12 protein-coding genes and 3 tRNA genes are annotated in these 15,139 nt (G+C 53.0%); 9 read left to right on the forward strand and 6 right to left on the reverse strand.

Going from position 1 to position 15,139, the window contains the following annotated elements; translation table 11 throughout:
- The first annotated feature begins 2 nt into the window (after positions 1 to 2).
- The 4 genes from pgsA to M2406_RS02795 all read left to right on the forward strand — a co-directional run bounded on the left by pgsA (position 3) and on the right by M2406_RS02795 (position 999).
- A complete protein-coding gene (gene pgsA / locus M2406_RS02780) occupies positions 3 to 551 on the forward strand; it encodes a CDP-diacylglycerol--glycerol-3-phosphate 3-phosphatidyltransferase (RefSeq protein ID WP_017892379.1) in 549 nt (182 codons plus the stop codon).
- Positions 552 to 696: 145 nt separating this feature from the next.
- Positions 697 to 772: transfer RNA gene (locus M2406_RS02785), tRNA-Gly, on the forward strand.
- Between the two features lie 57 nt (positions 773 to 829).
- A tRNA-Cys gene (locus tag M2406_RS02790) sits at positions 830 to 903 on the forward strand.
- Between the two features lie 10 nt (positions 904 to 913).
- Positions 914 to 999, forward strand: a tRNA-Leu gene (locus tag M2406_RS02795).
- Positions 1,000 to 1,304: 305 nt separating this feature from the next.
- On the opposite strand, the gene M2406_RS02800 is transcribed toward M2406_RS02795, so the two are convergent.
- Together M2406_RS02800 and M2406_RS02805 are read right to left on the reverse strand one after the other, a co-directional pair.
- Entirely contained in the window at positions 1,305 to 1,535 is a 231-nt protein-coding gene (locus M2406_RS02800; protein ID WP_012006278.1) for a biofilm development regulator YmgB/AriR family protein, read from the reverse strand.
- Positions 1,536 to 1,751: 216 nt separating this feature from the next.
- The gene (locus M2406_RS02805) at positions 1,752 to 2,894 is read right to left on the reverse strand and encodes a MurR/RpiR family transcriptional regulator (protein ID WP_259188507.1); all 1,143 of its coding nucleotides are present in this window, start codon (positions 2,892 to 2,894) and stop codon (positions 1,752 to 1,754) included.
- 403 nt (positions 2,895 to 3,297) lie between these two features.
- On the opposite strand from M2406_RS02805, the gene M2406_RS02810 reads away from it, so the two are divergent.
- From M2406_RS02810 to eptB, 5 genes are all read left to right on the forward strand, one after another.
- Positions 3,298 to 3,603, forward strand: coding sequence for a PTS sugar transporter subunit IIB (locus M2406_RS02810; protein ID WP_012006280.1), 306 nt, complete (start codon positions 3,298 to 3,300; stop codon positions 3,601 to 3,603).
- A gap of 111 nt (positions 3,604 to 3,714) precedes the next feature.
- On the forward strand, positions 3,715 to 4,041 hold the full coding sequence (locus M2406_RS02815) for a PTS lactose/cellobiose transporter subunit IIA (RefSeq protein WP_012006281.1): 327 nt from the start codon (positions 3,715 to 3,717) through the stop codon (positions 4,039 to 4,041).
- Positions 4,034 to 5,335 (forward strand): 6-phospho-beta-glucosidase, encoded by a 1,302-nt coding sequence (locus M2406_RS02820; protein WP_259188509.1) that lies wholly within the window; start codon positions 4,034 to 4,036, stop codon positions 5,333 to 5,335. The genes M2406_RS02815 and M2406_RS02820 overlap by 8 nt, the downstream gene beginning before the upstream one ends.
- A 55-nt stretch (positions 5,336 to 5,390) precedes the next feature.
- Entirely contained in the window at positions 5,391 to 6,752 is a 1,362-nt protein-coding gene (gene celB, locus M2406_RS02825; RefSeq protein WP_112362278.1) for a PTS cellobiose transporter subunit IIC, read from the forward strand.
- Between the two features lie 230 nt (positions 6,753 to 6,982).
- A complete protein-coding gene (gene eptB, locus M2406_RS02830; protein WP_112362279.1) occupies positions 6,983 to 8,635 on the forward strand; it encodes a kdo(2)-lipid A phosphoethanolamine 7''-transferase in 1,653 nt (550 codons plus the stop codon).
- Between the two features lie 90 nt (positions 8,636 to 8,725).
- On the opposite strand, the gene proP is transcribed toward eptB, so the two are convergent.
- The 4 genes from proP to M2406_RS02850 all read right to left on the reverse strand — a co-directional run bounded on the left by proP (position 8,726) and on the right by M2406_RS02850 (position 15,119).
- Positions 8,726 to 10,228 carry a glycine betaine/L-proline transporter ProP gene (proP, locus tag M2406_RS02835; RefSeq protein ID WP_012006285.1) on the reverse strand — a complete coding sequence of 501 codons (1,503 nt, stop codon included), beginning with the start codon at positions 10,226 to 10,228 and terminating at the stop codon, positions 8,726 to 8,728.
- A 404-nt stretch (positions 10,229 to 10,632) separates the two neighbouring features.
- A complete protein-coding gene (locus tag M2406_RS02840; protein ID WP_259188512.1) occupies positions 10,633 to 11,997 on the reverse strand; it encodes a TolC family protein in 1,365 nt (454 codons plus the stop codon).
- Between the two features lie 3 nt (positions 11,998 to 12,000).
- Complete coding sequence (locus tag M2406_RS02845) at positions 12,001 to 13,941, reverse strand: MacB family efflux pump subunit (protein ID WP_259188514.1); 1,941 nt, start codon at positions 13,939 to 13,941, stop codon at positions 12,001 to 12,003.
- A complete protein-coding gene (locus M2406_RS02850; RefSeq protein WP_012006288.1) occupies positions 13,938 to 15,119 on the reverse strand; it encodes an efflux RND transporter periplasmic adaptor subunit in 1,182 nt (393 codons plus the stop codon). The genes M2406_RS02845 and M2406_RS02850 overlap by 4 nt, the downstream gene beginning before the upstream one ends.
- Positions 15,120 to 15,139: the final 20 nt, after the last annotated feature.

Here is a 15,139-nt window from a genome sequence, read left to right on the forward strand (position 1 = left end):
TTATGCAATTGAATATACCGACTTGGCTTACTCTGTTTCGCGTAGTTCTGATCCCATTCTTTGTTCTGGCATTTTATCTGCCGTTCACCTGGGCTCCGATGGTTTGCGCCGTCATCTTTGTGTTTGCTGCCATAACCGACTGGTTTGATGGTTTCCTCGCCCGTCGCTGGAAGCAAACTACCCGTTTCGGGGCCTTCCTCGACCCGGTTGCGGACAAGGTGATGGTCGCGGTGGCACTGGTGCTGGTGGCTGAACACTACCACGTTTGGTGGATCACGCTACCGGCGGCGACCATGATTGCTCGTGAAATTATCATCTCGTCACTGCGTGAGTGGATGGCGGAGATTGGTAAGCGCAGCAGTGTCGCGGTGTCCTGGATTGGCAAGGTAAAAACCATGGCGCAGATGATGTCGCTGGTCGGCCTGCTATGGCGCCCGGACCGTACCGTTGAGTATGTGTCCTTTGGTTTGTTGTACATCGCTGCGGTGCTGACTTTCTGGTCAATGTTCCAATATTTGAACGCTGCCCGCAAAGATTTGCTGGAACCCTGATCAAAGCGCTGCAAAAATCGTCAAACAAACGTAATGAGCCAACAATTTTATTGACTCATTACGTCAGGTAAGTAGAATGCATCGCATCAGACGGCAGCAGTGATTTGCCGAAAGATAGCAAAAAAATCAGTAAGTTCTGATTAATGCGGGAATAGCTCAGTTGGTAGAGCACGACCTTGCCAAGGTCGGGGTCGCGAGTTCGAGTCTCGTTTCCCGCTCCAAATTTGATAAAGCTGGTGTTTTACGAGCTTTAGCCTGAAAAAGGCAAACAGAATTTAGGCGCGTTAACAAAGCGGTTATGTAGCGGATTGCAAATCCGTCTAGTCCGGTTCGACTCCGGAACGCGCCTCCAATTTTCCCGAGCCCGGGTGGTGAAATCGGTAGACACAAGGGATTTAAAATCCCTCGGCTTATGGCTGTGCGGGTTCAAGTCCCGCCCCGGGTACCAGGAAAATAAATTCAAGAATAACAAGCAATAAGTAGTAATGTCGTGACCGCCGGAAGGCGGTTTTTTTGTGCCTGAAATTTGCTTTGTCATATCACTTCATAATATTCCGCTCAGCGACAGTAACCATCCTGGCTTGGCGCGGATACCCGGCTGTTGAGCCGGGGCTGTACTTATCTATTCCTCCTCAAAGTCCTTACCACACTAGTGAATGCCTGGTTCAGCGCTACAGTTCGCCACCCACATCAGGGCCACCACGGCGATGATAGAGATGATGGCGCATAGATCCGATTTTCGCATGCAGTTCCTTAGCGGCCAGTGACACCAATGACTTCGATTGCGGCCCTGTGCAACTTTTGGCAATGGTCATCGGGTTGTGTTTCGATCTCTTTGATCAGGTAAGCGAGAATGCTTTGTTTGCTGATGGGCTTGTTGGCGGAGAGCACCTGAATAACGCCCTTGCCGAGCAGGCTGTAAATTTGTTCACGGTACGTCTCGATATCTTTATCGTTGAGACCGTAAAGGGAGTAATCGATCATGGAATTTTACCGCTGATGAAATTTAAAGTGCCAGCCGAAGCTGGCAGAGAAGCCATATAAAAATTAAAGTTGTGCAAATTTCACTTAGGTCACTACCTAAGTGGGATGTTAACGATAACGTAGTAAGAATATTCCTATCAATAGGGAGTGGCAATCTGGATGGCTAATTAGGAAAAACCTCAGGTGTTCGCCCTAGTTAAGGGTTGTTTTGTGGATTTAATCTTCCGCTTGCGCACCGAGGCTTTCTGGCAGCAACTGCGCCAGCAATAGGTCCAGCGTCAGCATCAGCCCGTAGCGTGCGGCACTCCCACCACTCAGGGGCAAGACCTTATCGGCCAGTGATGCCAGAGTGCTGCCTGCTGGGGCCAACGCGATACGATAAGCGCCAGTGGCGCCGGCCAGCCTGGCGGCATTGAGCAAGTCGGTATTTTCCCCACTCAGCGAGAGCAGTATCACACACTGTTGCGTACTCAGGGTGGAGGCCGTCATACGCATCAGTGCCGCATCCTGGCAGGCAAAAGCGGGATAGCCCAAACCCACCAGGCGTTGTTGCAGCTCGTTGACGTACAACCCCATGCTGTTTACGCCAAAGATATGCACGCTTTTGCACTGGCTTACCTGTTGGCTGGCGTCGATTAATGCCGAATGTTCTACCTGTTGCAGCTGTTGATGCAGCGTGGTTTCCACGTCGTTGACGCGTTGCAGCCACAAACGAGGTGGCCCATTGGGCATCGTTTGGGCAGTCAAATAGCGTGATCCACTGACGCTGGCCTGTGCCAGCTTCATGCGCAGATCGCGAATATCATCACAACCTATGGTTTTGGCGAAACGGGTGATGGTCGCCGGGCTGACCCCTGCCTGACTGGCCAGCAGCTCTATGGTAGCGGAAGAGGCAAAGGCGATATCGTCCAAAATGGTCTGTGCAACCTTGGCTTCCTGCTGACTGAGTTGGTTTTGCCGCGCGCGGATTTGATAGACGATGTCGCCAATATCTTCACAACCGATGGATTTGGCGAAGCGACTCAAAGTCGTGGGGCTGACACCGGGCAGTTTGCCGATACCGGCGGCGGAAGCGAAGGCGATATCCATGCCGCCCAGTACCGGTTGCGCCACGGCTGCCGGCGGGTTTACCGGCACAGGCTGAGTACGCATCAACGAGATAAAGTCGTTAAGATCCTGACAACCAAGAGACTGGGCAAAATGGGCGACGATCTCGGTACTGACGCCGGCCCGTTCAGCCAACTGTTCAATAGTCGCGGTTGAAGTGAATCCGGGATTGTCCAGGATGGTTCGGGCAATTTTTGCCTCCTGCCGGTTGAACGGATCCTGACGGAATTGAATGTGGTAAACGAGATCCATAACTGCAGTGTCCCTTCTGTTATGCCAACCGATGCCCGGTGCTTCAAACTAGCCTGTTTTTCGCACGCTATAAAGCCCTGACCGGCAGAATAAACCAATGAAAATAATTTTCAATACGCTCGGCTGTAAAACACGATACTCACCACGGTGTTTATTCATTGTGTTTTTATCCTTTTGTTTTTAAAGGATTTAAAAATATTGTTGTTACTTTCAAACCAGGAATTAGATCGCCGATCACAGTGTTGAAAAAAATTTTCATGATAATTTTATGTTAACTGGTTGTTTTTGAATGATTAAGTAAAAAGCATAATCAAATCGTATGGTTCAAGGGTATTTACAAGCGTGTTACAGAGCTGTTTTATATTTGAACAGCCGTGGTGGCTAACAACCGGGACACTGAAAAATGCAAACAATCGTCTTATGCTGCGCCGCAGGAATGTCGACCAGCATGTTGGTACAAAAAATGAAAAACGAAGCGCAAAAACGGGCGCTGGATATCGAGATCGAAGCCGTTCCGGTGGCAGATTTTGAACGCATCCTGGGGCGGGCAGACATTGTCCTGCTGGGGCCGCAGGTGAAATATGAACATGCGCGGCTGGCCGAACTGGCCGCACCATTGGGAAAAGCCGTAGCGGTTATCGACATGATGGATTACGGCACCATGCGCGGCGATAAGGTGCTGGACAAGGCGCTTAGCCTGCTGGCCTGATAACATTCCGGGGACGCAGTTCCCCATATTCCTTTATTTATTGAATTACCACGGGTTATTTCATTAACCCGCGGTGGGATCGCCGTGTCTGGAACCAGGCCGGGGGAGGTCATGATGGATTTGGAAACGAGCGTGATGGAATTGCTGGTTCATGCCGGTAGCGCGCGCAGCTCGCTGCTTTCTGCATTGCAGTTGGCGCGTCGCGGTGAATTTGAAGCCGCCAGTGCCAGGCTGGAAGAGGCGAAGGCCGGTATTGGCCGGGCACATGGTATGCAGACGGAGCTGATTGGTATGGATGAAGGCTGTGGAAAGGTACCGGTCAGTTTAATTTTGGTGCACGCGCAGGATCATTTGATGAATGCGATGCTGATCCAGGATCTGGCTACTGACATGATCGAACTTTATCGTCGTTTACCCCAGGGGGCAGGCAATGACTAAAATCACCGTAATCGGCGGGGGCAGCAGCTACACGCCGGAGTTGGTCGAAGGATTGATTGCGCATTATCAGGATGTTCCATTAACCGAGCTGGCACTGGTCGATGTGGAGTCCGGCCGTGAGAAAGTGGGCATCATTGCCGAATTGACCAAAAGAATGCTCAAGCGCAATGGGCTGGAGCAGGTAGTGGTTTCGGTACATTTCACTCTGGAGCCGGCCATTCGCGGTGCCAGCTTTGTGCTGACTCAGCTGCGAGTGGGGCAACTGGCCGCCCGCGCGGCCGATGAGCGTCTGGGGCTGAAATACCAGCGTCTGGGTCAGGAAACCACCGGTGTCGGCGGTTTTGCCAAGGCGTTACGCACCATTCCGGTGATGCTGGAGGTGGCACGCGTGGTGGAGGCGGTGGCGCCGGATGCCTGGATTATCAACTTTACTAACCCGGCAGGGATCGTTACCGAAGCGGTTTCGCGTTACAGCAAGGCGAAGATTATTGGGTTGTGCAACGTGCCGATCACCATGCATCACATGATCGCCGATATGCTGAAAGCGCCACACGATCAGGTAGACCTGCGGTTTGCCGGGCTGAACCATATGGTGTGGGTGCATCAGGTGACACAAAGCGGTAAGGATGTGACCGCCAAAGTGCTGGAAATGTTAAGCAATGGCGAAACGTTGTCGATGAACAACATCAAAGACCTGCCGTGGCCTCCGGCATTTCTGCAAGCGCTGGGGGCAATCCCTTGTCCGTATCACCGCTATTTTTATCAGACCGCCGGCATGCTGGAAGAAGAGCTGGAAGCGGCTACCTCGCAGGGAACCCGTGCCGAGCAGGTGATGAAGGTAGAAGCGGAGTTATTTGCCTTATATGCCGATCCGACGCTGGATAAAAAACCGGAGCAACTGAGTTTCCGCGGTGGTGCCTTCTATTCTGAGGTGGCGGTCGAATTGATCCGCGCCATTCACAATAACAGCGGCAAGGTGCTGGTGGTGAATACTCGCAATAACGGTGCCATTCAGGGCTTGCCCGATGATGCGGTGATTGAAACCAACTGTGTGATCGATGCACAGGGGGCGCATCCGCTGAGTTTCGGCCCGCTGCCACTGGCCATGAACGGGCTGACTCAACAGGTTAAAGATTTTGAACGCCTGACCATAGAGGCGGCGGTGCATGGCGATCGTCAGAGTGCGCTGTTGGCGCTGGTGGTGAACCCGCTGATTGGCGGTGTCGGCATTGCGCAGCCCTTGCTCGATGAGGTACTGAGCCTGAACCAGGCCTATCTGCCGCAGTTTAATTAAGTCGATATTCCATAATAACAATCACGACGGCCGGCTTTGCCGGGCAGGGGGGATGATGGCGGGTTTAAATAGCATTCTGGAACGTTACGTGTTGCCGACGGCGTTAAAAATTGCCGGGCAAAAACATATTCTGTCGGTGCGGGACGGCATAATTCTTAACATGCCGTTTATGTTAATCGGGTCATTTTTCCTGATCTTCGCTTACTTACCGATCCCCAGCTACGCCAATCTGATGGGCGAGGTGTTTGGTGCGGCGTGGCGGGATAAATTGTTGTACCCGGTCAAGGCGACCTACGACATCATGGCGATTATCTCCAGCTTTGGCATTGCCTACCGGCTGGCGGAGAAATACCGTGGAATGGATCCGCTCAGTACCGGTGCGGTTTCGCTGGTGGCATTTATCATGACCATTCCCCAACATACGCTGTTTGCACCGGTGAAAGGGGCTGCAGAGCAAATTGTTAAAGGCGTGCTGCCGATGAATTTTATCGGCAGTCAGGGGTTGTTTGTGGCGATTGTAGTGGCGCTGTTATCGACGGAGATCTACCGTTTCGTGCATAACCGCAATCTGGTGATCAACATGCCGGAAGGGGTGCCGCCAGCGGTAGCCAAATCCTTCCTGGCCCTGATCCCGGGGTTCTGCGTGCTGGCAGTGATTTTGCTGCTGCGTTTGATTGTTGAGGCTACGCCGTTTGGCGATATCAACACCATGATCGCTACGCTTATCGGTATCCCGATGCATCACGTGGGTGGGACACTTCCGGGGATGATTTTCTCGGTGATCCTGATCGGCTTGCTGTGGACGCTGGGGCTGCATGGCGACGCCATCGTACTGGTGTTTATTCAACCGGTGTGGCTGGCGAATATGTCAGAAAACCTGGTGGCGTTTCAGAGTAATCAGCCGATCCCGCACATTATCACCCAGCAATTTTACGATTTGTGGATTGCGCCCGGTGGAACTGGCGCCCTGCTGGGGCTGGTGATCTTTATGCTGTTGCGCAGCCGTAGCGCCCAGATGAAACAGTTGGGGAAAATCGCCGCGCCGGGTTGCCTGTTTAACATTAGCGAACCCATGGTGTTCGGCATCCCGTTGGTGATGAATCCGTACTTCTTCCTGCCGTTTATTCTGACTCCGGTGGTGCTGGTGATTGTGACCTACAGCGCGATGGCTACCGGGTTGGTGACGCCTCCGGTTGGCATTGCCTTGCCGTTCACCACGCCGATTTTCATTAGTGGCTATCTGGCAACCGGCGGCCATATTTCAGGAACGGTGATCCAGGTGGTCAATTTGCTGATTTCAATGGCGATTTACTATCCGTTCTTCCGCGCCTGGGATAAGCAAAAATACCGCGAAGAAAATCAGGCGGCGATGCCAGTACAAAATGCCGTGACTGATGAGCAACCGCAGACGCCATAAATGTGCACTTTCTGCGGCGGTGTTGAGTTATTGCCGCCGCAGAAAGGGAGTGAAAAAGGTCTTGCACATGAATTGTTACATTATAACAAAGTTAAATTTCTTCTTCGCAGCAACACCCGCCTAAATTGCCTGTCAGATAACCATCCAGCAGCAGGAGAGAGAAAACTCTCAACAATAACCTGTATCTGGCAAACGGTTATGAATTCACTTTGGCAAGAATGGTATCAATAATGCAGAAGTTCCGACGCTGGACCCAGTTGCAGGTCTCTTTCTTCATCGCTTTTTATCTCGGTGTGTTGCTCAATATCCCCATATTTTACCGCCGTTATCAGCAACTTCATTATGACAACTCCTTGTCGATCGGCATTGAGGTGCTCGCAGCCTTCTGCCTGGTATGTTTTATCACGCTACTGATCTCTTTTTTGGGGCGCAGGTTGTTCCGTGTTTTGGCATCGTTATTGGTGCTGAGTTCGGTTGCCGCCAGCTACTACATGGTGTTATTCCACGTTGATATTGGCTACGGCATTCTGGCGGCGGTGATGACTACTGACGTCGATCTTTCCAAGGAGTCGGTGGGTTGGCATTTTGGCGTGTGGGTGGTGCTGGTGAGTCTGTTGCCGTTACTGCTGATTTGGCTGGCGCCGATGCACGAAGCCAGTTATAAGCGCGCTAACCATCTGGCATGGTACAAAAAAGGTGGCGTGATGCTGGCCGCCGGGCTGCTGTGCTGGCTACCCCTGAAGCTAATGGGGCAGGTACAGGATCGTCACGATCGGGAAAATAATCAAATGATGGCCAGCTATGGCGGGGTGGTGGCCGGCAGTTATTCACCGTCCAACTGGCTCTCGGCCTTGGGGTTGTTGACTTACAGCTCATACAGCCAGGCAGAAGACAGCCGTAATCTGTTTGATCCGGCGGCGCACTTTACTTATCAACCGCCAAAAGACGTGAATGATCTGTATGTGGTGTTTGTGATTGGTGAGAGTGCCAGACGCGATCATATGGGCATTTACGGCTACCAGCGCGACAACACGCCTAACCTGGATAAGGAAACCAACCTTGCGGTGCTGCAGGGCTATTCCTGCGACACCTCGACCAAGCTCTCGCTACGTTGCATGTTTGTGAGAGAAGGTGGTGCGTCGGAAGAACCACAGCGGACCCTGAAGGAAATGAACGTATTTTCCGTGCTGAAAAAGCAGGGGTTTTCCTCGGAGCTGTTTTCAATGCAGAGCGAAGCCTGGTTTTACAACAAAACCCAGGCGGATGATTACGCGCTGAGAGAAAGCATCCAGGCGGAAAAACGCAATGCCGGCAAACCCGTGGATGATATTGCGTTGATTGACGAGTTAAAAGATTCGTTAGACCGCCACCCGCAGGGCAAGCATTTGGTGATCCTGCATACCAAAGGCTCGCACTATATGTACACCGAGCGCTATCCCCGTGCTTTCGCCCGCTACCAGCCGGAATGTCAGGGTATTGATGATACTTGTTCTACGCAATCAATGATTAACTCTTACGACAACAGTCTGCTGTATACCGATTATGTCCTCGAGCAGGTTTTCAATCAGTTACGCGATCGTAATGCCATCGTGTTTTACGCCTCGGATCACGGCGAGTCGATCTCGGAAAATATGCATTTCCACGGTACCCCGCGTGACCATGCACCGCAGGCGCAGCGCACCATTCCTATTATGGTCTGGGCATCTGACAAGTTTCTTAGCCAGCCCGACCATCAGGCGGCCTTTAATCAGTTAAAAGCGCTGCAGAAGGCAAAAACGCCGGTATTCCACGAGAAACTGTTCGACAGTATTCTCGGCTGTATTGGTTATACCTCGCCGGATGGCGGTATTGTGAAACAGCATAACTGGTGCCAGGTCAACTAAACCAACCGCTAGGGATGGGGTACCAGGAGCACATTTTCCGCAATAAAAAAGCCACCTCTTCAAGAGGTGGCTTTTTACTAGAGCATGGTTTTAGTCCAGTTTTGGATGCTGGTCGACCAACGTCTGTTTTTTCTTCTCCAGCTCGGCGATCTGCTCGTTGATATCTTCGACTTTCTGTTCGATGTTGTCATAGTTCTCCTGCAGCAGCTCTTTGGCTTCTGAGCGGTCCGAAGCGGCTGGAGTAGCACCGCGCAGCGGTTTATTGGCGGTTTCCTTCATGTACAGGCCGGTGGCAAGACCTATTACCGCGACTGTCATCAGGTAGTAAGCCGGCATATACAGGTTCCCGGACGACTCGACCAACCAGGCGGCCACCGTTGGCGTTGCGCCGGCCACCAGTACCGAAATATTGAACGAAATTGCCAATGCGCTGTAGCGAATGTGCGTTGGGAACATTGCCGGCAGAATCGAAGCCATCACGCCGGTAAAGCAGTTTAACAGCACCGCCAGGACTAACAGCCCGACGAAAATCAAACCAATCACATTACTGTTGATCAAAATAAAACACGGGATCGCCAGCGCCAGCAGGCCGATACTGCCGCCAATAATAAAGGGCTTACGGCCAATGCGGTCACTGGTCATGCCGATCACCGGCTGTACGAACAGCATGCCGATCATGACGGCGATAATAATCAGAACGCCGTGATCTTCCGAGTAGTGCAGGTTATGCGACAGGTAACTCGGCATGTAGGTCAGCAACATGTAATAGGTCACGTTGGTCGAAATCACGATACCGACGCACACCAACAGGCTTCTCCAGTGCTTGGTCGCAATCTCTTTGAACGAAGTTCTTGGCGGGTTTTCGATAGCGTTGCGGTCTTCCTTCTCCATTTTTTCCACGTGCTGCTGGAATGCCGGAGTTTCTTCCAGCGCATGTCGCAGGTACAGACCAATCAGGCCCAACGGCGCGGCGATGAAGAACGGAATACGCCAGCCCCAGTCGAGGAAGTTGGCTTCCCCAACAATGCTGGAAATCAGCACTACAACGCCGGCACCCAGCACGAAGCCGGCAATCGAGCCGAAATCAAGCCAACTGCCCATAAAGCCACGCTTGCGGTCCGGTGAGTATTCGGCGACAAAGATTGCCGCGCCGGAGTATTCGCCACCGACCGAGAAGCCCTGCGCCAATTTTGCCAACAGCAGCAGCACCGGTGCCCAAATACCGATCGAAGCGTAAGAGGGGATCAGCCCGATACAGAAGGTGCTCACCGCCATGATAATGATGGTGATGGAGAGGACTTTTTGACGACCGAATTTATCGCCCATCGCACCAAAGAAGATGCCGCCTAACGGACGAACCAGGAAGGGAACGGAAAAGGTTGCCAGTGCGGCAATCATCTGTACGCCGGGCGTGGCGCCAGGGAAAAATACTTGTCCGAGGGCGTAGGCCACAAAGCCATAAACACCAAAGTCGAACCACTCCATCGCGTTGCCTAATGCCGCCGCGGTTATTGCCTTTTTCAACTTGCTGTCGTCGATAATGGTGATGTCATTAATATGCATCGGCTTATGACGTTTTTTTCTTAACTTCATATAATCATCCCTTAATCAATTTTAGTCGTACGTAGATTCGCGATCCTTCTGCCCAGTTATCAGTTTGGTTAATCTAAGCGCTATACGCAGAGATCGGCCATTGCCATTTTTTGTGTGATGCGAATCACGTAATGTTTCAATTTTCACCGGGAATATGTCATTTAGGTGACTAATTATTTTGCATCTATAGCTTAACGTTATATCTTGCGGCGATCAAATTTAGCAGTTTATCTAATGGATTTGCACCGATTTAGCGCATAAATAGATTAACTATTGTGCATATTGATGTTTTTTTGTCTGGTGGGGGATGGGTTAAGTATAGGAAGAATTGCGGTAAAAACCGGCAAAATTAATGCGTTCTGCGGCTGAAAAAAAGCCTGACGCAGACGTCAGGCCGGAGAGAGTTATTGAGCTGAGCCGCCAAATTCCAGATAGAGTTGCGCCAGGTTCTGATATTGGCCGAAACGGTTTTCATCCAGCGCCAGTTCTGCCAGCCTGCGGCGATTTTGCGCATCCAGCCAGAAGCTGATGGGGACGGCACCTTGCCGGTAGCGGCTCTCATTCAAGCGTTCAGATTTTTGCGCCAAGGCTAACGAAGCCCGTAAGTGTTTTTCCTGAGCTATCAATTGGCTACGCAACGACAGGGCATCGGCCACATCGGCCATGGCCTTATACAGCGCCTGTTTGAATTCCAGCACCTGCAGCTCGTAGTCACTGCGGGCAATTTTGATATCCACATCCATCTGCCGCCATTCAAGGAACGGCAGTGACAACCCAGCCCCCACCGAGGCCAACGGATTGCGCAAAAATTCCAGCAAGGCGGTACTGCTGGCACCCAATGAACCGGTCAGGCTAAATGCCGGATAGTACTGGGTACGCTTTACATCGACGTTGGCCAATGCTTCACGCAGCCGCAACTCTTTGGCGCTGATATCCGGCCGATGGCGCAGCACGTTGACCGGGATACCGGCATTGATTTGCGGCAGCGGGCCGGTGGGTAAACGGGCGGGTTCAACCAAAGCCTTGCCCGGTGGTGAGCCCAATAACACGGTTTGTTCGTTCAAGGCTTGCTGACGCTCACGTAACAGCGCCAGATGGCTGCTCTCCTGATTGATCAGATTCTGCTCGGCATCCACCACGTCCAGTGAAGAGATGCTGCCGGCACGGTAGCGGGCATTGACCAACTCTAAGGTCTGCCTGGAGTAAGCGATATTTTGCTGACTGACGCCGATCCTTTGATTGATAAAACCGAGGCGCCAGTAATTTTTGCTGGCGTTGGCGAGCAATGTCAAACGCGCACTTTGCAAATCTTGTTGAGTTGCCTGACTGGCCCATTCTGCGGCATCACGCTGTCTTGCCAGTTTGCCCCACAGATCGACTTCATAGCTGACGCCGAGGTTGGCGCTACTGTTTTTATTCCACGGGGACGAATTGGACAGGGCGGTGCTGGCGCCGGTATTGAGCGTCGCGTTTACGCTGGGAGCGGTGCCGATGTCGACCCGTTGGGCCATCAACTGGGCACGATAGACACGCAATGCGGCAGCGGCCAGATCGTTATTAGCCACCATTACCTGCTGTAGCCAGTGCTCTAGCTGGGGATCGTGGAAATCGTGCCAGGCAAAAGGGACTGACGTAGCGGCATCGGCACTGGGTTGCCATTGGGTCGGATAGTCCACCTTCGGAGATTGATATTCGCTTTTCAACGCATTGCCGCAGCCGGTGCTGAGCAGGGCTGCCAGGCATAACGTCAGGGGGGATAAAATTTTCATAAGTTACTCGCTGGCCAGTGAAATGACCGGATCCATCCGCGCCGCTTTGCGGGCCGGGAGATAACCGAAGATCATGCCGATCAGAGTGGAGCAGCAAAAGGCCACGGCGGCGGCCTGCCAGGAATAGATGGCGGTGAGCATGCCGCCCGCCAGCAGAGTGAACAGCGAGCCGGCGGCGAAAGACAGTAAAATGCCCAGTACGCCACCGATCAGGCAGACCAGCACCGCCTCGATCATAAATTGCTGCATAATGTCGCTGCGACGAGCGCCGACGGCCATACGCACACCGATTTCATGCGTCCGTTCGGTCACTGAGACCAGCATGATGTTCATCACGCCGAGGCTGCCGATGATCAGGGAAATTGAGGCCACCATCAGGATCAGCAGGCTGAGAGTCATCGACGTTCGTTCGATCGACTTACGGAATTTATCGAGGTTGAACAACATAAAGTCTTTAACGCCGTGACGCTGGATCAGCAGCTGCTCAATGGCGGTGACAGCGGCTTCGTTGGCAACGTCATCTTTCAACCTTACGCTGATGCTGCTCAACTTGGTTTGGCCCACCATGCGGTACATGACGGTGGTATAGGGCATCCACACTCTGATGCGGTTGGGGGCAGAGTCCTGATTACTTTTAACCACGCCAATCACCCGGGCCGGTACTGCGCCAAGAAACACGATCTGGCCTAGCGGCTCAACGCCGAAATCACCGAACAACGACTGGCGTGCGTTTTCGTCAATGATCACTTCCTGTAAAGCGTTGCGGTCGTCCTGGAAATTGCGACCCTGCAGCAGAGTGAGCCCGTTAACGCGTAAATAATCTCGTCCAACACCAGTGATCGACGCGTTGGCTGATTTACTGCGAAAATGGATACTGTCTGAGGCAGTGACCTCAGGGCTGACGCTATCGACAAAGCTTTGGCGGGCCAGCGCGTCGGCATCCGCCGGTACCAGAGTGCGGATGCTGTCGATGGCATCATCAAAGAAATCACGGCCGGGGTAGATGCTGACCACGTTGGTGCCCAGGCTTTTTATACTCTCCAGCGTGCGCTGCTTGGCACCTTCACCCAGCGCGACCACCGTCACCACCGCAGCAATGCCGAAAATGATGCCGGTCATGGTCAGTGCGGTACGCAAGCGATGGGCATTCATGGCCTTCAGCGCCATCTGTAACGATTCGCGGGTGCGATCGAGCAGACTCTGCCAGTAGCCTTGAGCAACCGGTGGGGCCTTTTCCATTACCGGCAAAGGAAGTGCCGATTTACGACCACTGTCGGCGACTATCTCGCCGTCCTGCAGTTCGATAATGCGCTGTGCGTGCTGCGCCACCTTCATATCGTGAGTGACGATCACTACCGTATGGCCGCGCTGATTAAGTTCGCTGAGGATCTCCAGCACTTCCTGACCCGATCGGGTGTCCAGGGCGCCGGTGGGCTCATCCGCCAGGATAATTTCAGCCCCGTTGATTAACGAACGTGCGATACTGACGCGCTGTTGCTGGCCGCCGGAGAGTTGACCGGGTTTATGGTGTTCACGACCTTCCAGCCCCAGTCGCGCCAATAGTTGCGCCGCACGCAGTCGGCGTTGGTCTCGCTTGCTGTTGGCGTAAATCGCAGGGATCTCGACGTTGCCCAGCGCGCTGATATCCGGCATTAAATGATAACGCTGGAAGATAAAACCAATGTGTTCGCGGCGAAGCCTGGCCAGTTGGTCCGGCGATAGATGAGCCGCGTTTTGGCCGTTGATGTAATAGTCGCCCTGGTCCGGCACGTCCAGACAGCCAATGATGTTCATCAGTGTGGATTTGCCTGAGCCAGAAGCACCAATGATAGCGACCAACTCCCCGGCAGCGATGCTGAGGTTAATGTCTTTCAGGACGGTGAGCGGCTGGCTGCTGTTGGTGTAGGTGCGGCCGATGCCTTTCAGCTCAATGATAGCGTTCACAGTGAGAGACCTTCCTCGCCAGGTTTGGTATTTTCCTGTACCAGCACCACGTTTTCACCTGCCTTCAATCCGGACAGGATTTGAATATCGACGTTATTGGTAATGCCGGTTTTCACCTCGCGCATTTCCAACCGGTTGTCCCCGGTCAGCACTTGTACCTGTTGCTTATTATCTGCGGTTTTATGTACCGCCTGGATCGGTACCAACAGTGCGTTTTTCGCCTCGCCGAGCAGCAATGAAACTTGCGCCGTCATGGCAATCCGCAGCCGGTTATCCGGGTTTGGGACGTCCAGCAAGGCGTTGTAATACACCGAAGCATTGGAGCTACCGGAGCCGGAGGACGAACTGCTACCGGAGACTGAATCGTCTTTCATCACCGATTCTGGCGCCAGTTCAACGGTGCGCAGCGTGGCGTCGTAACGTTTATCGGGTTCGGAGAAAATGGTGAAGTAGGCCTTTTGCCCCTGAGAAACGCGGGTAATGTCGGCCTCGGAAATCTGCGCCTTGATGGTCATTACGTCCAACTGCGCCAGTTTGACGATGGTGGGCGCGCTCTGGTTGGCATTCACCGTTTGGCCTTGCTGAGTAATCACCGCGATAACGATGCCATCCATCGGCGCCAGAATACGGGTGTAACTCAGGTCGACCTTTTTCTTGTCTACTTCAATCTGTGCCTGCACGATGCGAGCATTCAACGCGATCAGTTCGGCGCGGGTGGCGGCGAGCGTGGCCTCTGCCGTCTCAAAATCTTCGCGGGAGCCGGCTTCATCACTCAACATGCGCTTTTGGCGTTTAAAGCGGGACTCAGCCTGTTTCAACAGTGCCTGTTTGGCCTGCAAATCTGCCTTGGCGACGTTCAGCGCCGCTTCGGCGTTACGCAGGTCGTTGCGTTGTGGCAGATCGTCGATATCGGCAATAGGTTGGCCTTTGGTGACCTTGTCGCCAAGTTTGACCTTCAGGGATTTGACCTGGCCGGAGACCTGTGCACCGACGTTGACCCGTTCTATCGCATCAAGTTTGCCGGTGGCCAGTACGGCATTTTCAATATCGCCCAGACGAACCGGTGCGGTCACCGAAGCGGCTTGCGGGGGGCTTTGTAAAGAGAATACCACCAGGGCAATAATGACCAGCAGAGCACCGATCAGGATAAACGCCAAGCGGCGCGGAGTGACTTTCATTGTGTTATCCGTAACAGAAA

Origin of the sequence: Serratia sp. BIGb0163 (assembly GCF_024809935.1) — a bacterium.
GTDB classification, from domain to species: domain Bacteria; phylum Pseudomonadota; class Gammaproteobacteria; order Enterobacterales; family Enterobacteriaceae; genus Serratia; species Serratia quinivorans.